29 protein-coding genes are annotated in these 25466 nt (G+C 64.5%); 16 read left to right on the plus strand and 13 right to left on the minus strand.

Features of this window, described 5'->3' with window-relative positions; genetic code table 11:
• Positions 1-129 precede the first annotated feature (129 nt).
• From HOY44_RS06990 to HOY44_RS07010, 5 genes are read left to right on the plus strand one after another with little or no spacing between them, the layout of a single operon-like run.
• Entirely contained in the window at positions 130-780 is a 651-nt protein-coding gene (locus HOY44_RS06990) for a carbonic anhydrase (protein WP_008333755.1), read from the plus strand.
• Entirely contained in the window at positions 780-1436 is a 657-nt protein-coding gene (locus tag HOY44_RS06995) for a lysophospholipid acyltransferase family protein (protein ID WP_287433875.1), read from the plus strand. Before HOY44_RS06990 ends, HOY44_RS06995 begins: the two co-directional genes overlap by 1 nt.
• Positions 1433-2377 carry a phosphatidate cytidylyltransferase gene (locus tag HOY44_RS07000; RefSeq protein ID WP_287433876.1) on the plus strand — a complete coding sequence of 315 codons (945 nt, stop codon included), beginning with the start codon at positions 1433-1435 and terminating at the stop codon, positions 2375-2377. Before HOY44_RS06995 ends, HOY44_RS07000 begins: the two co-directional genes overlap by 4 nt.
• Complete coding sequence (locus HOY44_RS07005; protein ID WP_287433877.1) at positions 2377-2754, plus strand: hypothetical protein; 378 nt, start codon at positions 2377-2379, stop codon at positions 2752-2754. The genes HOY44_RS07000 and HOY44_RS07005 overlap by 1 nt, the downstream gene beginning before the upstream one ends.
• On the plus strand, positions 2751-3365 hold the full coding sequence (locus HOY44_RS07010) for a CDP-alcohol phosphatidyltransferase family protein (RefSeq protein WP_287433879.1): 615 nt from the start codon (positions 2751-2753) through the stop codon (positions 3363-3365). Before HOY44_RS07005 ends, HOY44_RS07010 begins: the two co-directional genes overlap by 4 nt.
• Before the next feature lie 53 nt (positions 3366-3418).
• Here the strand turns inward: HOY44_RS07010 and HOY44_RS07015 are convergent, their stop codons facing one another.
• From HOY44_RS07015 to HOY44_RS07040, 6 genes are all read right to left on the minus strand, one after another.
• Positions 3419-3601, minus strand: a complete 183-nt coding sequence (locus tag HOY44_RS07015) for a hypothetical protein (protein ID WP_008333746.1) — start codon at positions 3599-3601, stop codon at positions 3419-3421.
• A gap of 54 nt (positions 3602-3655) precedes the next feature.
• Positions 3656-3829 (minus strand): hypothetical protein, encoded by a 174-nt coding sequence (locus HOY44_RS07020; protein WP_008333744.1) that lies wholly within the window; start codon positions 3827-3829, stop codon positions 3656-3658.
• Positions 3830-3915: 86 nt separating this feature from the next.
• Positions 3916-4092 carry a hypothetical protein gene (locus HOY44_RS07025; protein ID WP_008333741.1) on the minus strand — a complete coding sequence of 59 codons (177 nt, stop codon included), beginning with the start codon at positions 4090-4092 and terminating at the stop codon, positions 3916-3918.
• A gap of 220 nt (positions 4093-4312) precedes the next feature.
• Positions 4313-4573 carry a hypothetical protein gene (locus tag HOY44_RS07030; protein ID WP_287433882.1) on the minus strand — a complete coding sequence of 87 codons (261 nt, stop codon included), beginning with the start codon at positions 4571-4573 and terminating at the stop codon, positions 4313-4315.
• Between the two features lie 23 nt (positions 4574-4596).
• A complete protein-coding gene (locus tag HOY44_RS07035) occupies positions 4597-4782 on the minus strand; it encodes a hypothetical protein (RefSeq protein ID WP_008333739.1) in 186 nt (61 codons plus the stop codon).
• Positions 4783-5004: 222 nt separating this feature from the next.
• Positions 5005-6639, minus strand: coding sequence for a mucoidy inhibitor MuiA family protein (locus HOY44_RS07040; protein WP_287433884.1), 1635 nt, complete (start codon positions 6637-6639; stop codon positions 5005-5007).
• A 123-nt stretch (positions 6640-6762) separates the two neighbouring features.
• Between HOY44_RS07040 and HOY44_RS07045 the strand changes: the two genes are divergently transcribed.
• A complete protein-coding gene (locus HOY44_RS07045; RefSeq protein ID WP_287433885.1) occupies positions 6763-7245 on the plus strand; it encodes a hypothetical protein in 483 nt (160 codons plus the stop codon).
• On the opposite strand, the gene HOY44_RS07050 is transcribed toward HOY44_RS07045, so the two are convergent.
• Positions 7242-8264, minus strand: coding sequence for an aspartate-semialdehyde dehydrogenase (locus HOY44_RS07050; RefSeq protein WP_008333736.1), 1023 nt, complete (start codon positions 8262-8264; stop codon positions 7242-7244). The two genes, HOY44_RS07045 and HOY44_RS07050, sit on opposite strands and share 4 nt — an antisense overlap.
• Positions 8265-8629: 365 nt before the next feature.
• Here HOY44_RS07050 and HOY44_RS07055 point away from each other — a divergent pair, with 365 nt between their 5' ends.
• Positions 8630-9949, plus strand: a complete 1320-nt coding sequence (locus tag HOY44_RS07055) for a DEAD/DEAH box helicase (protein ID WP_287433886.1) — start codon at positions 8630-8632, stop codon at positions 9947-9949.
• On the opposite strand, the gene HOY44_RS07060 is transcribed toward HOY44_RS07055, so the two are convergent.
• Entirely contained in the window at positions 9946-11133 is a 1188-nt protein-coding gene (locus HOY44_RS07060; protein ID WP_287433887.1) for an MFS transporter, read from the minus strand. The two genes, HOY44_RS07055 and HOY44_RS07060, sit on opposite strands and share 4 nt — an antisense overlap.
• A gap of 114 nt (positions 11134-11247) precedes the next feature.
• On the opposite strand from HOY44_RS07060, the gene HOY44_RS07065 reads away from it, so the two are divergent.
• The 6 genes from HOY44_RS07065 (at position 11248) to HOY44_RS07090 (ending at position 16038) form a co-directional block, all read left to right on the plus strand.
• Positions 11248-11709: a MarR family winged helix-turn-helix transcriptional regulator gene (locus tag HOY44_RS07065; RefSeq protein WP_008333729.1), complete on the plus strand. Its 462-nt coding sequence runs from the start codon at positions 11248-11250 to the stop codon at positions 11707-11709.
• Between the two features lie 50 nt (positions 11710-11759).
• The gene (locus HOY44_RS07070) at positions 11760-12935 is read left to right on the plus strand and encodes an acetyl-CoA C-acyltransferase family protein (RefSeq protein ID WP_040885769.1); all 1176 of its coding nucleotides are present in this window, start codon (positions 11760-11762) and stop codon (positions 12933-12935) included.
• A gap of 119 nt (positions 12936-13054) precedes the next feature.
• Positions 13055-13786, plus strand: a complete 732-nt coding sequence (locus tag HOY44_RS07075; RefSeq protein WP_008333724.1) for a competence/damage-inducible protein A — start codon at positions 13055-13057, stop codon at positions 13784-13786.
• Positions 13783-14526, plus strand: a complete 744-nt coding sequence (locus HOY44_RS07080) for a GNAT family N-acetyltransferase (protein ID WP_287433890.1) — start codon at positions 13783-13785, stop codon at positions 14524-14526. Before HOY44_RS07075 ends, HOY44_RS07080 begins: the two co-directional genes overlap by 4 nt.
• 1 nt (position 14527) lies before the next feature.
• Entirely contained in the window at positions 14528-15094 is a 567-nt protein-coding gene (locus HOY44_RS07085; protein WP_287433892.1) for a peroxidase-related enzyme, read from the plus strand.
• On the plus strand, positions 15091-16038 hold the full coding sequence (locus tag HOY44_RS07090) for an OmpA family protein (RefSeq protein WP_287433894.1): 948 nt from the start codon (positions 15091-15093) through the stop codon (positions 16036-16038). The genes HOY44_RS07085 and HOY44_RS07090 overlap by 4 nt, the downstream gene beginning before the upstream one ends.
• A 3-nt stretch (positions 16039-16041) precedes the next feature.
• Here HOY44_RS07090 and HOY44_RS07095 read toward each other — a convergent pair whose 3' ends face one another.
• A complete protein-coding gene (locus HOY44_RS07095) occupies positions 16042-16836 on the minus strand; it encodes an SDR family NAD(P)-dependent oxidoreductase (protein ID WP_287433895.1) in 795 nt (264 codons plus the stop codon).
• 152 nt (positions 16837-16988) lie between these two features.
• Here HOY44_RS07095 and HOY44_RS07100 point away from each other — a divergent pair, with 152 nt between their 5' ends.
• A complete protein-coding gene (locus HOY44_RS07100; protein ID WP_287433897.1) occupies positions 16989-18119 on the plus strand; it encodes a GNAT family N-acetyltransferase in 1131 nt (376 codons plus the stop codon).
• Here HOY44_RS07100 and HOY44_RS07105 read toward each other — a convergent pair.
• From HOY44_RS07105 to HOY44_RS07115, 3 genes are all read right to left on the minus strand, one after another.
• The gene (locus HOY44_RS07105; RefSeq protein WP_287433899.1) at positions 18116-18727 is read right to left on the minus strand and encodes a Crp/Fnr family transcriptional regulator; all 612 of its coding nucleotides are present in this window, start codon (positions 18725-18727) and stop codon (positions 18116-18118) included. The genes HOY44_RS07100 and HOY44_RS07105 overlap by 4 nt on opposite strands.
• Before the next feature lie 158 nt (positions 18728-18885).
• Positions 18886-19791 (minus strand): LysR family transcriptional regulator, encoded by a 906-nt coding sequence (locus tag HOY44_RS07110; RefSeq protein WP_008333711.1) that lies wholly within the window; start codon positions 19789-19791, stop codon positions 18886-18888.
• Between the two features lie 180 nt (positions 19792-19971).
• Positions 19972-20793, minus strand: a complete 822-nt coding sequence (locus HOY44_RS07115; protein ID WP_287433900.1) for a class I SAM-dependent methyltransferase — start codon at positions 20791-20793, stop codon at positions 19972-19974.
• A gap of 143 nt (positions 20794-20936) precedes the next feature.
• Here HOY44_RS07115 and lysA point away from each other — a divergent pair, with 143 nt between their 5' ends.
• Positions 20937-22202, plus strand: a complete 1266-nt coding sequence (gene lysA, locus HOY44_RS07120) for a diaminopimelate decarboxylase (protein ID WP_287433903.1) — start codon at positions 20937-20939, stop codon at positions 22200-22202.
• A gap of 36 nt (positions 22203-22238) precedes the next feature.
• The gene (locus tag HOY44_RS07125) at positions 22239-24827 is read left to right on the plus strand and encodes a TIGR02302 family protein (protein WP_287433904.1); all 2589 of its coding nucleotides are present in this window, start codon (positions 22239-22241) and stop codon (positions 24825-24827) included.
• 93 nt (positions 24828-24920) lie between these two features.
• On the opposite strand, the gene HOY44_RS07130 is transcribed toward HOY44_RS07125, so the two are convergent.
• Entirely contained in the window at positions 24921-25367 is a 447-nt protein-coding gene (locus HOY44_RS07130) for a MarR family winged helix-turn-helix transcriptional regulator (protein ID WP_287433905.1), read from the minus strand.
• Positions 25368-25466: the final 99 nt, after the last annotated feature.

The raw sequence follows: 25466 nt of genomic DNA on the forward strand, positions 1-25466 counted from the left end.
TCCCCTCAAAGCGCATGAACCGTGCACCCTCAGCCTCAAGAAAAGGTTTCCGCGTGATCTTGAAATCACTCGAATTTCCCGAAAAATCCGCCTAAACAGCTTTGACCGCGCGCAACAACGGGGAGAAGCATGGACCACGCGAGACCGCTTCCGAAATATCTTGTCCAGCGTTACCAAGGCTGGAAAGCGACGAGCTATTCCGAGAACAAATCATGGTATCGCCGATTGGCGAGCGAGGGACAGCATCCCCGCGCGATGATCATTTCCTGCTGCGACAGCCGCGTGCACGTGACGTCGATTTTCGGCGCCGATCAGGGTGAATTCTTCATTCACCGTAACATCGCGAACCTCGTGCCGCCCTATGAACCGGACGGGAATCGGCACGGCACCTCGGCGACCATCGAATACGCCGTCACGGCACTCAAGGTCGCGCATGTCATCGTGATCGGCCATTCGTCCTGCGGGGGCGTCAAGGGTTTCTACGACATGGCCACCGGCGCCGCGCCCGAGCTGAAGGCGCCCGAAAGTTTCGTCGGTCGCTGGATGGACGTGCTGCAACCGGGTTATGACCGGATCAAGGACCACCACTCCGGGCAGGATTGCGTCGATCACCTTGAAAAAGAAGCCGTGAAGGTGTCGCTCGACAACCTGATGACCTTCCCCTTCGTGGCGGACGCCGTGAAGAAGGAAGAGCTTTCGCTGCATGGCCTGTGGCACGACATCGGGGAAGGCGGGCTGTTGTTCTACGAAACCGAAACCGACTCCTTCCAGCCGGTCTGATGCACCGGGCGCTGCGAGGACTGAAAGCCTTCGCGGCGCTCGTCGCAGGACATGCCATCGTTCTTTTCGCCCGGCTGGTCACGGCCCCTAGGGCGATCTGGGCGGGGATCGACCCGGTTCCCGCCCAACGCATCTATTACGCCAACCACACGTCGAACGGGGATTTCGTGCTCGCATGGGCCGTCCTGCCCCCTGCTTTACGTGACCGCACCCGGCCCGTGGCCGCCGCCGATTACTGGCTCAAGTCGCCGCTTCGCGCGTTCGCCGGTCGCGACGTGTTTCGCGCGGTGCTCATCGACCGGAACCCCGAAAACCGGGCGGACGACCCTGTCGAGCTCATGGTCGGCGCGCTGGACGAAGGCTCCAGCCTGATCCTGTTTCCCGAAGGCGGGCGCAACATGGGGCCCGATCCGCTCCTGCCGTTCAAAACGGGTCTGTTCCACGTCGCCTCGAAGCGGCCCAAGGTGGATCTCGTGCCGACGTGGATCGAAAACCTGAATGCCATCCTGCCAAAGGGCGAGATCGTTCCGGTGCCGCTGCTGTGCACGGTCACCTATGGCACGCCGATCCATCTGGGCGACGGGGAAACGAAAGAGGCGTTCCTGAAGCGAGCCGAACAGGCGCTGGTCGCCCTCAAGCCGGAGCGTGACGCATGAACGCCCCCGAAGAGTTCTTTCGCCTCCTGCTCGCCGTCGTGGTGGTTCTGTCGCTGGCGTCAGGCCTTGGCGAGGTGCTGCGCCGTCGCTTCGACGCGGACGGCACGAACACGGTCATCGAAAACCTGAACGCCCGAATCAATTCGTGGTGGGCGATGGTGTTCCTTCTGGCGCTCGCGCTTCTGTTCGGTCGCATCGGCGTCGTCGTTCTGTTCGCACTGATGTCCTTTGCGGCACTGCGCGAGTTCCTGACCCTCACCGTCAAGGCCCGCGCCGACCACTGGGCGCTTCTGGTGTCGTTCTTCGTCGTCATCCCGGTGCAATACTGGCTGATCTACATCGACTGGTATGGCCTCTATTCGATCTTTATCCCGGTCTACGCCTTCCTATTCATGCCGATCCTCGTCGCCCTGCGCGGCGACACCTCGCGTTTTCTGAGCCGCGTAGCCGAAACCCAATGGGGCCTGATGGTCGCGGTTTTCGCCGCCTCCCACGTTCCGGCGCTTCTGACGCTGGACATTCCGGGCTTCGAAGGCCGCGAAGTGCTGCTGATCGCATGGCTCGTCGTCGTCGTTCAGGGCTCGGATGTGCTGCAATACGTCTGGGGCAAGCTGATCGGGCGTCACCCGGTGGCCCCATCCCTGTCGCCTTCGAAAACGTGGGAGGGGTTTGCCGGCGGCGTTCTTTCGGCCTCGGCCCTCGGGGCGCTTCTCGCATGGCTCACGCCCTTCGCCATATGGCAGGCAGCCTTACTTGCCATTCTCGTCACTCTCATGGGATTCTTCGGCGGATTGGTAATGTCAGCTATCAAAAGGGATAAGGGCGTAAAGGACTGGGGGCACTTGATCGCAGGCCACGGAGGCTTTACCGATCGTCTTGATTCCGTTGTGTTTTCCGCGCCCGTATTTTTCCACGTCGTAAGGTATTTCTGGTCGGTCTAATGGCAGTTCTGCATTCGAATATCGCTCACGTCCTTGCGGGCGTCCTCCTGATGGGGGGCTGGGCCTTCATCGCGAACCTCGGTCATCCGTGGCCGGCCGCCCTGATCGCCGGGCTGGTGCAGGGGGCGATCACGGGCACGATGACGTTCTTCATCAAGAAAGCGTTGGAATGGGTGGCCCAACGCACGACGGGCGTGCTGCCGCCGACGCTTGCGGCAAGCACGATTTCGGCCACCATGCTCACCGTGATCCACACGCTCGCAGGCACGCCCGCCTTCTGGGCCACGGTTATCGTGCCCTTCACGGTCGCCACGATCTATGGCGCGACGTACACTTTAACACTTCGGCGGTCCTTCGCACCGAGCCGGGCACAGTGACCCGCCGCCCGCTTGCGACACGCAGCGCGGGCTGGGCCAAAGCACTGGCACGCGGGCTGGCCCGAACGCAGGTCACGCCGAACGCGATCTCGATGGCTTCCGTGCTGTTCGCCGGCCTCGCCTGTGTGGCGTTCTGGGCTTCGCGCGGCGTTGCCGATGGTTGGCTGGTGGTTGCAGCCACGGCGATCCAGTTGCGCCTCTTGTGCAATCTGCTCGACGGCATGGTGGCGGTCGAAGGGGGGAAAGCGTCCGCGGACGGCGCGTTCTGGAATGAGTTTCCCGACCGGATCGCGGATGTCGCCATACTTGTCGGTGCGGGTCTTGCCGTCGACAACCCCGCCCTCGGGTGGGCGGTCGGATCGGTCGCCGTCGGGACGGCCTATGTCCGTGAAGCACGTGTCGCGCAGGGGTTGGACGCGGATTTCTCAGGCCCGATGGCGAAACCGCACCGCATGGCGGCGATAACCATCGCGGCGCTTCTGGCCATTGCGCTGCCCCGGATCGCCGGTCATGCGACCCTGGAACTTGCGCTTTGGGTGGTTTTGATCGGGACGGTCCTGACCTTCGTAAGGCGGGCGGTCCGTTTTCGCGAAGCGTTGTCCCGGAAATGAAAAACGGATGCGGCGAGGGCGTCCGCATCCGTCTTTCCGACTGTCGGGGCCGATCAGGCGGCGAGGCGCACCACGGAGCCTTGCGAACGGATCGAGCTGAAGGCCGGGATCGGCTGGGCCTTTTTCACAGGTTCGAAGTCGAAGATGGAAACCACATTGTGAGCGTGGTCGTTGGCGGCATCCAGCGAAGCGAGAGCGGCAAGGCGTCCGGCGCGGGCTTTTTCGATGAGGGTCATTGGGGTGTCTCCAGAATTCAGGGGTGTCGTTGGGGGGGCGTCGGGGTCAGTCGCTCAGGCGACGGAACCGCCGGAGGCGAGGACGTCGGTGGTGACGTGGTTGCAGCGGCGGGCATTCGCGGCGGCTTTCCAGTCGGCCATCGACACGACGTTGTTCTGGTAGACGTTGCCAGCGGCAGCTTTCGGAGCTTTGGCGGCGTAGGCGGTGAAGTCGATAACGTTGGTCATTTTGGTTTCCCCAGGATTTTGTGGCCGTTTTGTTTTTGTGTGGCCGTGTGGTCAGGTTTGGTCAGGTGGTCAGGAGAGCGCGGTGGTCAGGCCGCTAGTCGTTTGATGGTGCCCTTGCTGTCGGCATTCGAGAAGAAATCCTCGATGTCGGTGCTCGACAGCTCGGGCAGACGTTTTTTCCGGTCGCGGTTCGCGATGCCTTTGAACGGCTTCGGGAAGCGAACGACCTTTTCGTCTTTCTGGTTCTGAGCGGTGGCAGCCATTCTAAACCTCGTTGGCACTTTTCTGTTCCGATGAGGACAAAGCTGCGCCCCGATTCGGGCGGGAAATGTGCCCAAATGGGGCAAGACTGGGGCATTTCACCCTTTCGACACCTAAAAATACCGGTTTTTGCCCCTTTCAGACCCACCTTCGCCCTAGTTCGCGGTAACCAGCCGGTTCAAATGCGGCCCTGCCATGACCCCCGACACAAGTGAGTCGCATTCACGCCGCAATGGGATTCGTAAGCATCAGCGGCGGGAGCTTGTTTTCACTGGCTTTTCGGCAGGTATGGAAAACCGGACGGTCCGCGCGCTTGGGCAGGGTGCCGTCGAAAATGGACACGACGTTGCCTGAGTCGGCCGTCACGGCCCGCAGTGCGGCAAGCGCGGCTAGACGACCCCGGCGAACCTTTTCGACGATCGGCAGATCCTCACACCCTTCGCTTTCAAGAACGGTGGTCGTGGTGGCGTTAAAGGCGGTCATGGTAATTCTCCCGGAATGTTGGATCAGGCGAAATCGCCGGAGGTGGCGAGGACACGGGTCATGAAGAACACGCCGTTCGCGGTGCGGTGCGGGCGCGTGCGGCCTTTCCACCGTTCGAGCGACACGATGTTCGCGGCAGCCATAGGCAGACGCGGCGCATTGGAATTGGCGGCGCGTGTCTTGGGAAAGGCGATGACGATGCTGTTCATGACGATCCGGTCCTTGCTCGGGGCCGCTGTTGGCCCGCTGTTCTGAAGAAGGGAAAACCGGTTTCCGGCTGGGGCCTCTCGGGCCGAGCGGGCTTTGCCGCAGGGTCGGCTTGTCCGCCGACCCCTACGTTGTCGCTAAGAATTCGGTCACAAATCGCGCTGACTTGCGGCGAAACGGTGCCTCAAGGAAACGATTTTAGTTGAGTTAAAATCGACCGGTCGTCACGGGTTCCAACTGAGCACCTGCCCCTCGGGCCAGTCGAGGGTGATCGTGATCTCGACCTCCTGCGTCTCGCCCGGCGCAAGCGTCAGATCCCAGGCCGACACGCCCCGGCGGTCATCGACGTCGGTTTCGTCCGGCGCGGGCAACGCGACGATTTCGACCTCCAGATCCTCCTTCTCCGAGAAGGTCAGCGGAAAGAGTGCGCGAACCTCCTGCGGTTCGTCCGACAGGTTCTCGACGGTGAAGGTGATGTCCTGAACGCGCGTGGAGGATCGGTTGATGATCCCGGCGTCCCCTTCCGCATTGCGCTTGAGGATCGTGTCGAGCCGGATCGATTCCATCGGGCCGAACGCCAGCTCCTCGTCGCCGCCCGCCGGGATCATCGGGATCGCCATGCGCCCGACGAAATGACCGTCGCGCATCAAGCTCGCCTCGCCCGGCAGGATCGGCTCGCCGGTCTCGTTCGTGAATTCGGCCATGAGGAACGCGGTCTCGTCCCAACGCGGCGCGGCCTCGATGGTGACATCGGCCGGTATGGTCAGCGTGTCGAGCGCAAGTTCGGCCGCCTCGCCCGGCGCGATGGACACCGGGTCTGGATAGACATAGGACACCGCAAGCCCGTCGATCTGCAAACCGGCCGTTTTCATCGGCGCGGGTTCGGCGACGATTCCCGCAACGGCCATATCCTCGTCCGCCATCTCCATTTCCGCGCGCGGGGCCATCGGGATCGGGCGACGCTCCTCAGGGTCGAAGATATCGGCCATATCCGGATAAACCTCGCTCGGCGCGATGCGGTCGTTGGGCCGTGCGGTCGACAGGGTCAGCGCCACATCGGTCCAGGCCCTCCGGTCGTCCTGCGTGACGATCAGCTTGCGGTCCATCGTGATCTCGCCCGCCTCGCGGTCGAGGTTCATGTCGTAATCCACGCGCCAGCCAGCGGCCCAGCTCTGCTCGGTCATCTCAAGCGCAACCGGCCCCGCTTCGGCGACGACAACCTCGACGGTCAGCATGTCGTTCTCGGTCGTGGGCGGGGACAGGCGGGTGAGCGCGGCTTGGGCAGCGGCAAGGTCACCCTTCAGATCGGAAAGCTCTTCCTCCAACGGCCGCAGGGCAGCCTTGGCGACGAGAAGCGCGGCGCGGGTTTCGGCCGTCTGCGTCGCGACGAGGTCTGCGATGGCGAGGATTTCCTCCGCCGTCGCCTCGGCCGGCGGTGTAATCGCGGCAAGATAGTCGGCTTTGGCCTGCAAGGCCGCAAGGTCCACCCGAGCCACCTCGATTTCGTCCATCTTGGCTTCGAGCGCCTGTTCGGCTCGGTCGATCCGGGCGGCTGCTTCCTCCTGCGCCTCGGTATAAAGGTCGCGCGCGTCTGAAACCACGTCGCGCCGGAAACCCAGCGCGCCGACCACCACGCCCTCGCTCACCGCGATACGCGGCAGGCTGCCCATGCCGTCGGCCTCGGGGTAAGGCACCATGACGACGTGCTCGCCCGCGGGCAGATCGAGTTCGGCGCGCAGGGTCAGTGTCGCCCCGTCGGGATAGATGATCGCTTCGGCCACTGGGGCCTGCGCGAAGAAGGTATCGGCCTGAGCGGGAACGGCGGCGATCAGAGCGATGAGGGAAACGGTGGCGCGCATGACTGGGTGCTCTCCTGAATTGAGGTGAAGGCACGCTAACGCGGGGCGGGGCGCGGGCATAGCACCGGGATTTTCGTCGGCGCGAATTCACCGATCGTTAAGGACGATGCGGGAGGGTGGGGTATGACCCTTGAACCCGTCACCCTGTCCATGCCGCCCGAAATGATCCGGGGGCTTGAGCGTATTGCCGAAGCGCGTGATCTGACGCCGGGCCAGATCGTGCGGGCTTTGGTCGAGAAGGAAATTAAACGCCACACCGGGGCGAAGACGCCCAACCAGGCGGATGAGCCGCTCGTCGCCCGCCTTCAGCGGCTCCTCGCAGCAGAGATGGCCAGCGCGAATGGATGGGCGGACCTTGCCGGGAGATTATCGCTGAAAGGGTATGAGGTCCGGCCCGCGGGCGGGGGCCTGACGATCCATGACCGCGTGACCGGCGCGCGGCTGTGCAAATCGTCTGAGCTTGGCTTTGCCTATGCGCGCTTCGTGCGCAAATTCCGTTGCCCGATGCCGGGCCATCCGCACCGGATGCAGCACATCCTGAATGACATCGCCGCCGGAGTTTCCCCCGACGGCGACGATGATCTCATTCTGATCGAGGACGATTAGCCCTTTTTCAGAACCTCGCGGCCCAGAAGCTCGGCGATCTGAACCGCGTTCAGCGCCGCGCCCTTGCGCAGGTTGTCCGAGACGCACCAGAAGTTCAGGCCGTTCTCGATCGTGACGTCCTGACGGATGCGCGAAATGAAAGTGGCGAAGTCGCCCACAGCCTCGACCGGGGTGACGTAGCCGCCCGGCTCGCGCTTGTCGACGACAAGCAGGCCCGGCGCCTGACGCAGGATTTCGCGGGCTTCGTCCTCGTCGAGGAATTCCTCGAACTCGACATTGACCGACTCGGAGTGGCTGACGAAGACCGGGACGCGCACGCAGGTCGCGGTGACCTTGATCGACGGATCGACGATCTTTTTCGTCTCCGTGACCATCTTCCACTCTTCCTTGGTGTCGCCCGAATCCATGAACACGTCGATCTGCGGGATGCAGTTGAACGCGATCTGCTTCGGATAGACCGACGGCTCGACCTCCTGACCCGGCACGAACATGCCCTTGGTCTGGTTCCACAGCTCGTCCATCGCGTCTTTGCCCGAGCCGGAGACCGACTGATAGGTCGAGACAACGACGCGCTTGATCTTGGCGCGGTCATGCAGCGGCTTCAGCGCCACGACCATCTGCGCGGTCGAGCAGTTCGGGTTCGCGATGATGTTTTTCTTGGAATAGCCGTGCACCGCCTCGGGGTTGCACTCCGGCACGATCAGCGGAACGTCCGGGTCGTAGCGGTAGAGCGACGAGTTGTCGATCACGACGCAACCGGCCTTGGCGGCGATCGGCGCGTATTTCTTGGTGGCGTCCGAGCCGATGGCGAACAGCGCCATGTCCCAGCCCGAGAAATCGAACTGGTCGAGGTCCTGGGTCTTCAGGGTCTTGTCGCCGAAGCTCACCTCGGTTCCCAGTGACCGGCGCGACGCGAGCGCGGCGATCTCGTCGACCGGGAACTGGCGCTCGGCCAGGATGTTGAGCATTTCGCGACCCACGTTCCCCGTGGCGCCGCAGACGACGACCTTGTAGCCCATCTGGCTCTCCTTTTCGGTGTCTCAGGTTTCGGGCGCTGATACAGGAATGCAGAGAGAGGTGAAAGAGTTTCATCGCTCACCATTCGTGACAGGCTCCATTGACTTTTGTGACGGCACGCCCGATATGCCGCTCATCCTGACCGCGGCCGCGTGAGCCGCCGTCGCCACGACAACGACCAAAAACATGGGCGGCAGGGTCAGGATGCAGGGGCGAAGCGCCCCGATACAGGTTCCCATTTCACGCGGGGGGCTTCGCGCCGGACGGTGGCAGGCAATCGCTTTGTCATGAGGCCCGTGCGCGTCCCAGCGATGACGGCGCCGATGCGCCGGACAGGCGGAGCCTTTGCGCTTCGCGGAAAGACAATATGACGACCTTCAACGATCTCGGGCTGGACCCGAAACTCCTCGCCGCCGTGAAGGCTGCGGGATACCAGACCCCCTCGCCCATTCAGGTGCAGGCCATTCCCCACGCCCTTGCGGGCACCGACGTTCTGGGTCTGGCCCAGACCGGCACCGGCAAGACGGCGGCCTTCGGTCTGCCGCTCGTGCAACAGCTACTCGGCGGCCATGACAAACGCGAGCCGAAGGGCGTGCGCGCCCTCGTCCTCGCCCCGACGCGCGAACTGGTGAACCAGATCGCCGACAACCTGATCGCCTATGTCAAAGGCACGCATATCAAGGTGAACACCGTGGTCGGCGGCAAGTCGATCAACAAGCAGGTGCAAATCCTCGCCAAAGGCACCGACATTCTTGTGGCCACCCCCGGCCGCCTGATCGACCTGATGGACCGCAAGGCCGTGCGCCTCGACACGGCGACGTTCTTGGTGCTCGACGAGGCCGACCAGATGCTCGACATGGGCTTCATCCACGCCCTGCGCCGGATCGCGCCGGAACTTGGCACGCCGCGCCAGACCATGCTGTTCTCCGCCACCATGCCGAAACAGATGGAGGAACTCAGCCGCGCCTACCTGACCGATCCGGTCAAGGTGCAGGTCGCCGCGCCGGGCAAGGCCGCCGACAAGATCACCCAAGGCGTGCATTGGGCGCAGGACAAGGGCGACAAGATCGACATCCTGAAAGCCTACCTTTCGGACGAGCCGGACGGTCTGTCGCTGGTCTTCGCGCGCACCAAGCACGGGGCCGAGCGGCTGATGAAGCAGCTTTGCGCTTCTGGCTTCGACGCGGTGTCGATTCACGGCAACAAGAGCCAAGGTCAGCGCGACCGGGCGCTTGCCGCGTTTCGTGACGGCAAGGCCCGCGTTCTCGTCGCGACCGACGTGGCCGCGCGCGGCATCGACATTCCGGGTGTGAGCCACGTGTTCAACTTCGACCTGCCGAACGTGGCCGAGAACTACGTTCACCGGATCGGCCGCACCGCGCGCGCAGGCGCCGATGGCGACGCGATCTCGCTCGTCACGGGCGATGAGCTTGGCTACCTGCGCGACATCCAAAAGCTGATGAAGATCGACATTCCGGTTCTGGGCGGCAACCGGCCCGAAGAACTCGCGCCCCCGAAACAGGGTCGCGGCGGAAATGGCGGTGGCGGCGGTCGCGGGCGTGGCCCGCGGCGCGGTGGCGGCAAGCCCAAAGCGGCGGCCAAACCGAAGTCCGAGGGTCAGGGCGCCAAGAAACCCGCCCGCAGCGGCCAGCGCCGCCGCCGTTCGCGGAGCCGGAGCGCCGCTTAATCCGTGCGGTCGGTGCTGAAGAGGTAGATCGCCAGCCCGATCAGAAGCGGTATGCCGAAGAACAGGAACAACGATTGATAGGGCGCGGCCGCCGAGGCTGCGCCCTCTTTCGTTGCCGCGAAGATGCCGCCCGACGCGAACTGGAACAGCGACACGCCCCCGATCCCCATCAGGTTGATAAGCGTGACCCCGGCCCCTGCCAGATGCGGCGGGAAGAACGCCCGCGCGTGCGCCATGATGAGCGGGAAGGACGCGCCGAACAGGCCGACGGCGGACAGTAGCAGAGTCGTCGTGACCACGCTGTTGTCGGGGAAGAGCCAGAGGCCGAACAGGCTCAACGCCGCCAGCCCGTTGCCGAAGAAGATCACCCATTTGCGCGTGCCGAACAGGCGGTCCGCCGGGCCGTAAAGGAAGTTGCCCGCGATCATCGCAAGCGCCATGACCAGCGTGACGATCCCGATCCCGTTCGAGGTCAGGCCGAAGACATCCTCAAGATACGGTCCCGCCCAAAGCCCACGCAGACCTGCGGCGGGGGCGTAGTTCACGATCTGGATCGGGATGATGAACCACAGCGCCGGAATGGCGAGCAGCGTGAGGACCGAGCCCTTCTTGGCCCCCGGCTCATGCTCGAACGGCGGCGGGTCTTTGACCAGCACCGCCATGACCAGCGCGATGAGCAGGCTGATCGCGGCAAGTCCCCACATGGTTTCGCGCCACCCCATCGTCTCGACCGCCCAGGCCATCGGATAGGACGCGACCACGTTTCCGAACGTGCCCGTGCCCAGAACGACGCCCGCAAGCGTCCCGAACACGCGCGGCTCGAACACGCGGGCGAAGGTGAAGTAGTTGGCCATCAGCACCGGGGAACACCCGATACCGATCAGCGCCATCGCCATGTTCACGGTGCCCGGCCCCTGCGCCACGGCGAACAGGGCCGCGCCCCCGGCAGCCCCGATCCCAAAAAGGATCGACGAGGTCTTTTTCGGCCCCACGTTGTCCAGAAGCCAGCCCACGGGAATCTGCATCGCGGCGAAGACGAGGAACCAAAGGCCGGAGGCGCGGCTCAGATCCTCGGGCGTCGCGCCGATGTCGGCGTTCAGCACCGGCGCCATGACGGCAAGGAAGGCGCGATAGAACTGGCTCAACACGTAAGCCACCACGAGTGTGACGATCCCGGCGCGCATGTGGTCCTCCTCCCGTTCCGCGTCCGGCCAGATGGACCGAAAGCGCGGGGAATGACAAGGGTGCGAGCCTTGCGCCCTAGCGATCCTTCACGTCATATGTCCGCCAAAAGGGGGATGCCCGTGACGAAATTCGACCTCGAAACCTTTCTGCCGTACCAGTTGAACGAACTGTCGCGGGCCGTCAGCGCCGGGTTTTCCTACCATTATCGCGAACGCTACGGGATCACGGTTGCCGAATGGCGCGTCGTCGCGCATCTCAGCCAAGAAGACGCCGTTTCGGTGCGCGAGATCACGCGCCGGGTCGGCATGGACAAACCCAAGGTCAGCCGGGCGGCCACGCGGCTCGAGGCGGGCGGATACGTCAAGAAGGTGGTGAACGAAACCGACAGACGTCTCGTCCAGCTTACCCTGACCGACAAGGGACGCGAAATGATCGAGACGCTCGCCCCGATCGCGCAGGGCTACGACGCCGAACTACGTGACGTTCTGGGTGACAAGTACGACGCCTTCCGCGATGCGGTGGTCCTGTTGACCACCCGGACGCGGGAAAGAGATCCGGCTGACGGAACGTTCTGATGGACTATCTGCATATTTTGTAGATGGTCGGCGTATACACGGAGGACTTCATGACTGACATCGTAATTCTCGGCGGCGCACGCACCGCCATCGGCACCTTCGGCGGATCGCTGGCCGGGACGCCCCCCATCACACTCGGCGCTACGGCGGCGAAAGAGGCGCTCGCCCGCGCCGGCGTCGAGGGCGGCCAAATCGGGCACGTCGCTTTCGGCAACGTCATCAACACCGAACCCCGCGATATGTATCTGTCCCGCGTTGCGGCGATGGAGGCGGGCGTGCCCGACACCACCCCCGCCATGAACGTGAACCGCCTGTGCGGGTCCGGCGCGCAGGCCATCGTCTCGGTGACCCAGAACCTGATGCTGGGCGACGCCGACTTCGGTCTTGCGGGTGGTGCGGAATGTATGAGCCGTTCGCCCTACATCCTGCCGCAGGCCCGCTGGGGTCAAAAAATGGGCGACGCAGGCGCGCAGGACATGATGCTGGGCGCGCTGAACTGCCCGTTCGGCACCGGCCACATGGGCGTCACCGCCGAGAACGTGGCGGGCGAATGCGGGATCAGCCGTGAGGATCAGGACGCCTTCGCGCTGGAAAGCCAGACCCGCGCGGCCAAGGCCATCGAGGCGGGCTATTTCAAGGACCAGATCGTTCCGGTCGAGGTGAAGGTCAAGCGCGACACCGTCGCCTTCGATACCGACGAGCACCCGAAACAGACCTCCGCCGAAGCCCTCGCCGGACTGCGCCCGGCGTTCAAGAAGGACGGTAGCGTCACCGCAGGCAACGCGAGCGGCATCAACGACGGGGCAGCGGCCATCGTGCTCGCCCGCGCCGAGGCGGCCGAAAAGGCGGGCCTGACGCCGAAGTTCCGCATTCTGGGCTACGCCCACGCGGGTGTGAGGCCCGAGGTCATGGGCATCGGCCCGATCCCGGCGGTGCAGAACCTGATGCAGCGCACGGGCCTTTCGGTCGGGGATTTCGACGTGATCGAGTCGAACGAAGCGTTCGCGGCGCAGGCACTGGCCGTGTCGAACGAGCTGAAATTCGATCCGGCCAAGGTGAACCCGAACGGCGGCGCCATCGCACTGGGCCACCCGGTCGGCGCCACCGGCGCGATCATCACGGTCAAGACGATGTACGAGCTTGAGCGCACCGGCGGCAAGATCGGCCTCATCACCATGTGCATCGGCGGCGGTCAGGGCATCGCCATCGCCATCGAACGGCTTTGATCCACCTGGCCGGGCGGCCCGCCCCGCCCGGCCAACCTTCGCCCATCCCCGGTCAACTCGGCCTTTTGGCCCCCGGCAAAAGCGACTAGATTCGCGCCACGCCATACCGGGAGCGAGATATGACAAACCCCACCGCCGCGATGCTCGTCATCGGAGACGAGATCCTTTCGGGCCGCACCCGCGACATCAACATGCATGTTCTGGCGCAGGCGCTGACGCAGCACGGGATCGATCTGAAAGAGGCGCGGGTGGTCTCCGACGACCGCGACGCCATCGTGAACGCGGTGAAGTCCCTGTCCGAGGCTTACGATCAGGTGTTCACATCGGGCGGGATCGGCCCGACCCACGATGACATCACCGCGGACTGCGTGGCCGAAGCCTTTGGTGTCCATATCGACATTCGCGATGACGCACGCGCGCTACTCACAGCGTTCTTCGAGCGCCGTGGGGTCGAGGCGACCGAAGGACGGATGCGTATGGCGCGGATACCCGACGGCGCGACGCTGATCGAAAACCCCGTGTCCGTCGCCCCCGGCTTCACCATCGAAAACGTGCATGTCATGGCCGGTGTGCCCAGCGTGTTCGAAGCGATGGTCGCCTCGGTCCTGCCGACCATAAAGGGGGGCGCACCGCTTCTGAGCCAGACCCTTCGGATCGAACTGCCCGAGGGCGAGATCGCCGGCCCTCTGCGGGGGCTGGCCGAAGCCCATCCGACGCTTTCGATCGGCTCCTACCCGTTCCAGCACAACGGCGCTTTCGGCTCGAACATCGTGATCCGGGGCCATGACGGGTCCGAGGTCGATGCGGCCATGGTCAAACTGGCCGAACTTTTTCCGGGAAACCTCGCGTGAACCACGTCCCCCTCCCCGACAGCCGAACCCTTGTCGAAGCTGTCTTGGCCACTTGGCCGCCCGCCTCGATCCATCGCGAAGGGGCTTGGACCATCCGCGAAGGCAAGGGGGGCGGAAGCCGCGTGTCATCGGCCACCGAGGACTGGCCCGTCACCGAAGCCGACCTGCCGACGGCCGAAGCGGCCATGCGGGCGCTCGGCCAGACGCCGCAATTCATGGTGCGCGACGGTGAGGGGGCCCTCGACAACCTGCTCGCCGCGCATGGTTACGAGGTGAAGGACCCCACGAACCTCTGGGCTGCCGATGCGCGGCGACTGGCCGGCGACGGCGCGTTCAAGATGGGCATGTGCTATGCCATGTGGCCGCCGCTCAACCTGATCCGCGACATCTGGCAGGACGGCGGCATCGGGCCGGAACGTCAGGCGGTGATGGAGCGTGCGGGCGGCCCGAAAGCCGGGGTGCTGATGCGGTCGGGCGATTATCCGGGCGGGGCGGCGTTCGTGGCGATCCACGACAACCTCGCCCTGATCCACGCGCTTCACGTCCTCCCCGACGAGCGGCGCAAGGGCGTGGCGCGGCAGATCGTCAAACGCTGCGCCGTCTGGGCGCTGGATCACGGGGCCGACGTGATCGGCCTTGCCGTGACGCAGGGCAATACCGCGGCGAACCCGCTTTATGCCGCACTTGGCATGACGTTGCGCGGGCAATATCACTACCGGATCAAATCGGAGGAGGCCTGACATGAGCGAACCCTTGGGTGCATTGAACCTGCCGCCCGTCGATCCGCTGCCGGAGGCGACGCAGAAATACTTCGACATCTGCATGGAAAAGCTCGGCATGGTGCCGAACGTCCTGCGCGCCTACTCTTTCGACATCGCAAAGCTCAACGCCTTCACGGCGATGTACAACGATCTCATGCTGGGCGACTCCGGCCTGTCCAAGCTGGAACGCGAGATGATCGCGGTCGTGGTGTCGAGCGTGAACAAATGCTTCTATTGCCTCGTCGCCCACGGTGCCGCCGTGCGCCAGCTGTCGGGCGACCCGAAGCTGGGCGAAGCGATGGTGATGAACTTCCGCGCCGCCCATCTGGACGCACGGCAGGACGCGATGCTGCATTTCGCCGAAAAACTGACCGAGACACCGGCGAAGATCGAGGAAAGCGACCGTCAGGCGCTGCGCGACGTGGGCTTCTCGGATCGCGACATCTTCGACATCGCCTCGACCGTCGGGTTCTACAATATGTCGAACCGGGTCGCCGCCGCGACGGACATGCAACCCAACGACGAGTATCACGCGCAGGCCCGATGATCCGTCCCGCCCCCTTCGCTCTTGCGTGCCTCTGGCTCGCCGCCCCGGTGGCGGCCGAAGTGCTGCTGCCGTCCGGCGCCGCGCTCAGGTTCGAGGAGCGCGAGACGGGCGGAACCTATGATCTGCCGATCGGCGCCCACAATGGCGACGTCATGCCGACCATCCGCACTGAGGGCGCGGTTTTGACCCGGGCCTACCGGATCGGCGGCACCGGGCAATCCAGCTATCAGATCATGCTGGGTTTTCGTCAGCAGTTGATCGACGACGGTTACGACATCCTGTTCGAATGCGATGAGGATAGCTGCGGAGGCTACGACTTCCGTTTCGACACCGATGTCGTCCACGAACCCGAAATGCATGTCGACCTTGGCGACTTCATGTTCCTGTCGGCCCACGTCCCCGGCGACAGCGGCATGTTCGCGTCGGTATTGGTCAGCCGATCCGCAAGCGCCGGATACATTCAGGTGATCGAGGTCGGGCCTCGTGGCGAATTGCCGGACCCCACCGTCACCTCGTCCAAAGCCGAAACGCCCGAAACCCAGACCGCCGTGCCGCAGGAGGCGCTTGGCGATGTGGGTCAGGCGATGGAAAGCGTCGGGCGGTATGTTCTGACCGATCTCAGGTTCGAAACCGGATCATCGGCTCTGGGTGACGGCACGTATGACAGCCTCACCGACCTCGCCGCCTATCTGAAAAGCCACCCGACCCGGCGCGTGGCCCTTGTCGGGCATACCGATGCCGAAGGCCCGCTCTCGGCGAATATCGCGATCTCGAAACGTCGCGCGACGTCGGTTCTCGAGCGGCTCGTCACCGCCCACGGCGTGCCGTCGAGCCAGTTGGAAGCCGAAGGGATCGGCTATCTCTCCCCCCTCGCCTCGAACCAGTCGGACGAGGGGCGCACCTTCAATCGCCGCGTCGAGGCGATCCTCGTGACGACCGACTAGGCGTCACTTCACCATTTTCGCCATCTGCTTCTGGATGAACCCGATGGCCCATGTCGGGGCGAGCCGCACGAGACGGAACAGCATCTTGGCATCGGACCCGACGAGAATGTGGAGCTTGCCCGCCTCCATCCCGTCGAGGATGATCTGGGCCGCATCGGGAGCCGACGTCATGCGCGCACTCGACGCGTCGGCACCGCCGCGCATCTCGATGCCGGAGTTCTCGGCGATATGCGTGTTCACGGCTCCCGGCATGACGCAGGACACGTCGACCTTCGTGTCCATCAGTTCGGCATAGATGCCTTCGGTCAGCAGCTTCACGCCCGCCTTGGTCGCTGAATACATGGTCTGCCCCGGAAACGGGATGAACCCGCCCATCGAGGCCACGTTGACCAGATGCGCCTCGGGCCGCGCCATGAGCGCAGGCAGGAAGGCCTTGGTCACATTGATCGGACCGACGAGGTTCACGTTCACCATCCGGTCGATCACCGCCATGTCGAGATCCGCGAAATCCACGAAAGGCTGGATGACGCCCGCGTTGTTGATAAGGCCATCCACCGCGCCATGGGCCGCTTCGACGGCGGCGGGCAGCGCCATGACCGCCTCCCGATCCGCGATATTGCCTTCGTGCAGCGAAAGCCGATCCCCGGCGTTCGCCTTGGCCGCCGTCTCGTCGAGCCCCTCCATCCGCAGGTCTACGGCGGCCACCAGTGCGCCGCGCTTGAGAAGTGCGAGCACCAGCTCCTGACCGATGCCGCTGCCGCCGCCGGTGACGACGATCACCTTACCTTCGAGTTTCATCTTGGCCCCCTTATCTGGTCACTTATGTCCACTTAATAGCGCGCGCATTTTCGGGTCAATTGCCATGTTATCGCCGGATTGTTCCGTAAATTGACTTTCGATCACTTCGAACCACTGGCCTCCCAGACTGTTATCGAGACCTGACCGAACATATGCTGACTGCCGACGACATGACCCCTTCGGGCACACTGGGACGCGAGGAGTCCGAAACGCTGGACGCACTTCAGCCGATACGCACGGTCGATCTCGATGAAGTTTCGGCCGCCACATGGGATGCGGTCGTGCCCGAGGATCGGCGCACGCCGATGAACCTGCGCGTCTGGTCGGACATTTCGCTCAAGTCCTACGGGGTGCGCGACAAGTCCAAGATCATCCTTGTCGGCGATGCGGAGCGGCCCGAGGCACTCATCCCCCTGATGCGGCGGCGCGACGCGATCGGCTGGTATAGCCTGCTGGGTAACGAAGGCGGCGGGGTCGAAATTCCGCGCCGTTCGGAAGCGGCTATTCCCGCGATTGCCCGTGCCCTCATCGGTTTCGGGGCCCCGATCACGCTTGGCGACTATCCGGCGCATTCGCCCCTCATCCCCGCCCTTCGGGACGAGGCCCGTGGCCGCGCACTGGTGCTGACACGCCCGCTGCCGGGGCTGGCAAAGCCGTGGCTGAACCTCGACGCGACATGGACGGACCCGTCGCAGCACCTGAAGAAAAAGACCGCGCAATCCATCCGTCGGCGCGAACGACGGCTGACGGAGCTTGGAAAGCTCGAAACGATGTTTCTGACCCCGTCCGTGTCGGACGTCGACGCCCTGCTCGACACTGCGCTCGCGATCGAGGCGAGCGGGTGGAAATCCCGCGCCGGAGTCGCGCTTGCGACCGACCCGCAGCAGGAAAGCTTCTTCCGCTTCTACTGCCGCACGCTGGCAGAACATGGGCGGCTGCATTTGACCTTTCTCGATCTCGACGGCAAATCCATCGCCATGAGCATCGGCGAGCTCTATGGCGGCACCTACTGGGCGCACAAGACCGCTTATGACGAAGACTACCGCAAGTATGCGCCCGGTATCCTGAAGCAGTTCTACCTTTTGCGGGAGCTGGCCGGGAAGGGTGTGTCGAGGATCGACTTTCAGGGGCGGCTCGACGACTTCAAACGCACTTGGACGGACCAGGGCGTCGAAGCGACCAAGGTTCGGATCTACCCCTTCAACCCGCGCGGTGCGCTCGCGCTCGCTTGCGATGCGGGGCGACAGGCCGGGAGCATGTGGACCGCGCGACGCCCGACCTAGGCGGACCGCGTCGCCTCGACATTCTGTTGAAGACGCTCGGCCACCATGCGCGTCAGGAACAGCCCGAAACCCGGATCGAGCACGGTGAGTTCGATCACCTTTTCCTTCGACAACCGATAAACCGTGCAGTCGGTCAGGCAGGTCGCGGTCGCGGTGCGGCTTTGGGTATCGAGGAACAGAGCGATCTCGCCGAACACGGTTCCCTCGCCGATCTCGACCCCCACTTCGTCGAACCGAACGCGACCTTCCGCCAGATACCTGAGCGACCGGCCCGGATCGCCCTTGCGGAAGATCACGTCGCCTGCGCCATAGGTCTGCATCTCCATCAGCGGCAGGATTTTGCGAATGTCCGGCGCTCCGGTCGCGGCATCGCGCACACGCCGCACGACCGCCATATGTTGCAGAATACGCCAGGCATTGAGGGGCAAGAGGCAAAGGTGAAGGACGAGGATCGGAAAAAGCCCCGCGCCCAAGGCATAGACGATGAAGGCGACATTCGATGCGATGGCCATCAATCTGAGCGGCAGGATCGCCTTCATGAAAAAGGCAACGAACACCAGGGACGAGGCGACATAAGACGCGATGTCGATCCAGGGCAATTCGCTCATACTTAACAGTTTAACCTTTCCCGACACGTCGCGCAAAAGACATTCGCATCCGAAGGGTCGTCGCCTGCAAAAAAGAACGAGCACCAGAGGACTGCCATCCTTCTGGTGCTCAGGTTGCCCTCATGTCAGGCTGGGAAAGTCTGGACCGACCGTCCGTATTACCAGTTGTCGGGGCCCTTGTCGTTGAATGCCGCGACAAGGAAGTCGATGAAGGCACGGACCTTGGGCTGGGTGAAACGGCCCGGCGGGTAGACCGCGTAAATGCCCTGCACATCCATCGGAAGCTCGGGGATCGCGTCCTCGACCAGCCCCTGCTCCAACGCGTCGGCATAGAGGAAGGAGGGCAGGTAAGCGATGCCGAGACCGGCGATTGCGGCGTTGAGAAGCGATTGACCGTCGTTGACCGAAAGCCACCCGGCGGTGCGCACCTGACGCACTTCGCCCGAGGGGGCCGGCACCTTCCACACGTTGCCCGAGGATTGCGAGCTGTAGTGCAGAAGCTTGTGTTCGTTCAGGTCGTCGATGCGCATCGGGCGACCGTATTTCTGGAAGTAGTTCGGGCTGCCGACCATGCGCCGGGTCGTGTCCGCGATCTTGCGGGCGCGCAGGCTGCTGTCTTCCATCTCGCCCACGCGGATGGCCATGTCGAAGCCCTCCGAGATCAGCTCGACGTAGCGGTTGTTCAGAACCATGTTCACGTTCACGTCCGGGAAGTCCTGAAGGAACTGGCCCAGAACCGGCGACAGGTGGTTCACGCCGAAGTCGGTGTTCACCGAGATGCGCAGAAGGCCCGAGGGCGCGCTTTGCATCGAGGTCACCAGTGCGTCGGCCTCGCCCGCGTCGTTCAGAACGCGGCGGGCGCGATCGTAGTAGGCCAGACCGATTTCGGTCGGCGAGACGCGGCGCGTGGTGCGATTAAGAAGGCGGGCACCGAGGCGCGCCTCCAGCGAGGATACGTGCTTGGAGACGGCAGACTTGGAAATCCCCATTTTCTTCGCCGCGTCCGTGAAGCCGCCTTGGTCCACGACAGTGGCGAAGGCCTCCATTTCGGTCAGTCGGTCCATAATTGATCTTTCTACAGTCATCGCCCCAACAAGAAATTGTATCGCCGCCAAATCGGGCAAGACTGTGATGCGTTCCGGACAAAAGGTTGGTTTTCTCGGGAATTGGGTTTGGCGTGGAAACGAGACCGCGTTTTCCGTTCGCCCACCGCGGATAATCACTTATCCACAGGCCGGATTGCCCTAAATCGCGCGCGCCGAGATGACGACAGCCGGAATGGGCACATTCCAACGGGGGCCGTCGCCATGATTGGCGCGGACGCGGGCGACGACCGCTGCGCGAATGGCGCGGGCCTGCGCATCGGGCTGCGGGCGCAGAAGCGCCCCGCCCCGCGCCGTACCTTCGAGGAAAAAGTCATAGGGCGCGCCGGGATCGGTGACGTCCCAGCCTGACGGGACCGTTTCGCAGGTGAAATCCGTGAACCCGGCGGCGTCCAATGCGGGATAGGCCGTGTCGGGGTCGGCGTAATCGTTCGCCCCCGGCCCCGGTGGCAGAACGATGGACGGGTCGCCATGCGTGGCGATGGCGTCGAAGACATAGCCCAGCGCCGTGTCGACCTCGGGCCCGCACCAGACGGAAAAGGCGATCCTGCCGCCGGGTTTGAGAACGCGCCGCGCCTCGTGCAGGGCGGCGGGTGGGTCGGGCAGATGCGGCATTCCGAAACCGATGGTCACCGCATCGAAGTCCGCGCCTGCGAATGGGAGGGTCATGGCGTCGCCCTCGACGAAGCGTGCATCCGGGACATTGGCCCGCGCGAGGTCCAGCATGGCGGCCGAGAAATCCAGCCCGGTCACATCCGCGCCCGTTGCGACAAGCCCCGCCGCGACGTTGCCGTGGCCGCAGCAAAGGTCGAGCACGGTCCGCCCCGGTCCAGTGTCCACCGCCGCCACCAGATGCGGCACCACCATGTCCGAGGCTTTGGCAAAGGCATTGGCATAGGACCGCGCGACATCGGCATCGGCCCATTCCCGGCGCTCGAGGTCTGCGAATTCGCGCGTGTCCATGGCTTGGCCCTTCCGATGTGTCCGGCTGCCAAGCCCATGAAAGCACCCGCCCGGTCGATTCTCCAAAGGAAACCGCCTTCGATCCTCATTGATCGCGGGTTTCGCGCGGTGTAGGGCGTTCGGGCATTTCTCAGGGGGCCGGAATGGACCACTTCATCTACAAGGACGGCGTTCTGCACGCCGAGGACGTGTCGGTCACCGATATCGCCCGCAGTGTCGGCACGCCCTTCTACGTCTATTCCGCCGCGACCCTGCGCCGCCATTATCAAGTGTTCGACGATGCGCTCGCGGGCATGGATCACCTGATCTGCTACGCGATGAAGGCCAACTCCAACCTCGCCGTCGTCAAGCTGATGGGCGATCTGGGGGCGGGTGCCGACGTGGTGTCGGGCGGTGAGTATCGCCGCGCGCTGGCCGCCGGTATTCCGGGCGACCGGATCGTGTTTTCCGGCGTCGGCAAGACGCGCGACGAGATGCGCCTCGCGCTGGAAAACGGCATCCGCCAGTTCAACGTGGAAAGCGAGCCGGAGCTTCTGGCGCTGAACGAGGTCGCCATGTCTATGGACACGGTGGCCCCGGTGACCATCCGTGTGAACCCGGATGTCGACGCCAAGACCCATGCCAAGATCGCGACCGGCAAGTCCGAGAACAAGTTCGGCATTCCCATCGCGCGGGCGCGCGAGGTCTATGCCGAGATTCGCGGCCTCCCCGGTGTGAAAGCCGTGGGGATCGACGTTCACATCGGATCACAGCTGACCGATCTGGCGCCTTTCCGCGCAGCCTACGAGAAGGTCGCGGACCTCACTCACGCATTGCGTGAGGACGGGCACGAGATCATTCGGCTGGACCTCGGCGGCGGGCTCGGCATCCCTTACGAGACCTCCAATCAGGCCCCGCCCCTGCCGCTCGAATACGGGCAGGTGATCCGCGAGACGGTGGGCGATCTGGGCTGCGAGATCGAGATCGAACCGGGGCGGCTGATCGCGGGCAACGCGGGCCTCATGGTCAGTTCGGTGATCTATCTGAAGCATGGCGAAGGCCGTGATTTCCTTATTCTCGACAGTGCGATGAACGACCTCGTGCGCCCGTCGATGTATGACGCGCACCACGACATCGTGCCGGTGATCGAGGCCAAGCCGGGTGTCGAACAGGCTCCGCACGACATCGTCGGCCCGGTCTGCGAAACCGGCGACACCTTCGCCAAGCAGCGCAATCTGCCGCCCTTGGGCGCGGGCGATCTGGTCGCCTTCCGTTCGGCAGGGGCTTACGGCGCGGTGATGGCGTCGGAGTATAACTCGCGCCCCCTCATCCCCGAGGTGCTGGTGGACGGGGATCACTTTGCGGTCATACGCGCGCGTCCCACCTATGAAGAGATGCTGGCCCGCGATACGATACCTGAGTGGCTCTGACCTAAATTCGGGGCCGCGAGACAGCGAAAGGCCCCGATGGAGCGTTACGACAATCTCCCCGAAGCCGCCGCCGCGCGCGTGAAACGCCCGCTCCGCCTGACATGGGCGGGGCTGTTCGTCGAACGGCTGACACGCGCGTTCTGGCCCCTTGCCACAGTCCTGTTCCTCGCCCTCGCATGGGCGTTGTCCGGCCTTGCCGCTATCGCGCCGCTGCTGGTCACGCAGGTCGTCGCGGGGCTTGTGGTGATCGCGGGGATCTCAACGCTGGTTCTGGGCTTCGCCCGATACCGGGCCCCCACCAAGATCGACGCGATGGCGCGTCTCGACGCCTCTCTCCCCGGCGCGCCCATTGCGGCGCTGGCCGATGCACAGGCCGTCGGGGCAACCGACCTCGGCTCGCGCGCCGTGTGGGAGGCGCATCTTGCGCGCATGGCGACCAAGCTGGACGCGGCCAAGGGTCAGGCTCCGCGCGCCGACCTCGCCCCGCGCGATCCCTATGCCATCCGCCTCATCGCGCTGACCGCCCTCGCGGTCGCGCTGCTCTTCGGCGTGCGCGCCGCGGGTCCGGGGCTGACCGCCATGATCCCCGGCGCGGGTGGCGACCCCGTCGCACAGGCAAGCTGGGAGGGTTGGGTCGAACCGCCGTCCTACACCGGGAAACCCACGCTTTACCTTGGCGATCAGGCCCCCGGCACGCTTCAAGTGCCCGAAGGCTCGCGCGTCACCCTGCGCCTTTACGGCAAGGTCGACGAGATCGAGATTACCGAGACATGGTCGGAGGAACCGCCGACCGAGCCGGTGCCGACGCGCCTGTTCACCATCGACACCGACGGCACACTCACCATTGGCGATGACGAATGGCAGGTGAGCGCGATCGACGACGCGGACCCGGCCATCGAGGTGTCGGGCGAGTTGTCCCGCACCCTCGCTGGCGAGATGCGTCAGGGCTTTCGCGCGACCGACGATTACGGTGTGGCCACCGGCACGGCGCAGGTCACCATCGACATGCCGAGCGTCGACCGCAGCTTCGGCCTTGCCGCCGAGCCCGAACCGCGCGAGCCGATCGTTGTCGATCTGCCGATGCCCTTCCGCGGCGACCGCTCGGAGGTCGAGGAGCTTCTGGTCGAGAACTTCGCGCAGCACCCCTGGGCGGAACTGCCGGTTTCGGTGACGTTCACCGCGACCGACGCGGCGGGCCAGACCGGGACCAGTACCCCGTTCGACATCGTGTTGCCGGGCCGCCGGTTTCTGAACCCCATCGCTCAGGCCGTCATCGAGATGCGCCGCGACATCCTTTGGACGACGGACAACGCCGCGGCGTCGGCCCGTATCCTGCGCGCGATTTCGAACCGCCCGGAGGATTTCTTCCCCAAGGCCGAACAAGCCGAGATGCTGCGCGCCTCGCTGGGTCCGCTTGAAGAAGAAGACCTGAACCCGTCGGTGCGCGACGAGGTGGCTCAGGCACTTTGGGATCTTGCCATCGAACTGGAGGAAGGCGCGCTGAACGACGCGCTCGAACGGCTGCGCCGGGCGCAGGAGAGGTTGCAGGAAGCCATGCGGCAGGGCGCGACCCCGGACGAGTTGTCGGAACTGATGGACGAGTTGCGCGAGGCGATGCGCGACTACATGGAGCAGTTGGCGCAGAACGCGCAGCCGCCCGAGAACCAGCTGGACCAGCCTGATCAGGGCGACAACACGATGGAGATGACCCAGCAGGATTTGCAGGAGATGATGGACCGCATCGAGGAACTGATGCGTGAGGGCCGGACCGAGGAAGCGGCGCAGATGCTCCAGATGCTTCAGCAGATGATGGAAAACATGCAGATGACCCAGCAGCAGGGTCAGGGCCAGCAGTCGCCGGGACAACAGGCGATGCGCGGCTTGCAGGAGACCCTGCGCAACCAGCGCGACCTGTCCGACGAGACGTTCCAAGAGCAGGAAGGACAGCAGGGCCAACAGGGTCAGCAGCAGGGGCAACAGCAAGGTCAGCAGGGGCAACAGCAAGGTCAGCAGGGCCAGGAAGGCCAGAACGGCGACCAGATGGGTCAGAACCAGCCCGGTGAGGGGCAGCCGGGACAGGGCCAGCAGGGCACGCAGGAAGGTCAGAGCGACCTTCAGGGCAGCCTGTCGCAGCGCCAGCGGCAGTTGGAGCGCGAACTGGAACGCCAGCGCAACAACCTGCCCGGTGCCGGCACGGAAGAGGGCGAAGCGGCACGCGACGCGCTGGACCGTGCGGGCCGCGCAATGGACGAAGCCGCCGAGGCGCTGGAACGGGGCGACACCTCGGGTGCGCTCGACCGTCAGGCCGATGCGATGGAGGAAATGCGCGAAGGGATGCGCAACCTCGAAGACGCGATGCGGCGCGAGGCCGAGCAACAGCAGGAAGGCCAGCAGGGCGGCGAGCAAAGCGCGAACCGCGGCGGGCCGCAGGGCAACGAGCGTGACCCGCTGGGTCGCGAGGCGGGCGAGCGCGGGGCGTTGTCGTCTGACAGCCCGCTCGCCGATGGCGAAGACGTCTATCGCCGGGCCGAGGAACTGATGGAAGAGTTGCGCCGCCGGTCGGGTGAAACAGAGCGCCCGCAGGTCGAACGCGACTACATCGAACGACTGCTGGACCTGTTCTGAGTTTCGGATCGCGCCGTGGCGCGACCCGACCAAGGCGGGGGGCCAGCCCCCCGCACCCCCCGAGGTATTTTCAGACCAGAGAAGAGGAACGCGTCAGTCGCCGGATTGCGCGGCGGTTTCGGCAGTGGCGACCGCCTGACGCGCCAAGGCCAGAAAGGTGACGCGCTGATCCTCGGTGAGGCCCGGCAGGATGTCGGCCTGAAGCGCGCGCACGAGCGGCAGGATGTCGGCGAACAGCGTTTCGCCCTCATGCGTCAGGCGCACTTCGCGGGCGCGGCGGTCGCGTTTGGAGACCGTGCGTTCGACCAGCCCTTTCTGGACGAGGCGGTCGATGACGCCGCCGATGGTGGCACGGTCATAGGCGATTTTCGCGGCGACCGTGGCCTGATCGATCCCCGGTTCCTCCCGGATCGCGTCCATCGCGGCGAACTGCACGGAGGTGAGGTCGTACCCCGCCGCCTGCATCCCTTTGGTAAAGACCTGCGTCGAGACCTGATTGAGGCGCCGAATCAGGTGCCCGGCCATGCCCTGCGCTTCCATCCCCGGCCCTCCTTGCCCGAAACCATCGCAAAGACAGTAGCTTGGCAGATATGATATGTATACTTATTTTTCCTTGACGGAAAATGATATGTATAGATA

It is taken from the genome of Maritimibacter sp. (genome assembly GCF_016774595.1).
Lineage (GTDB): Bacteria > Pseudomonadota > Alphaproteobacteria > Rhodobacterales > Rhodobacteraceae > Maritimibacter > Maritimibacter alkaliphilus.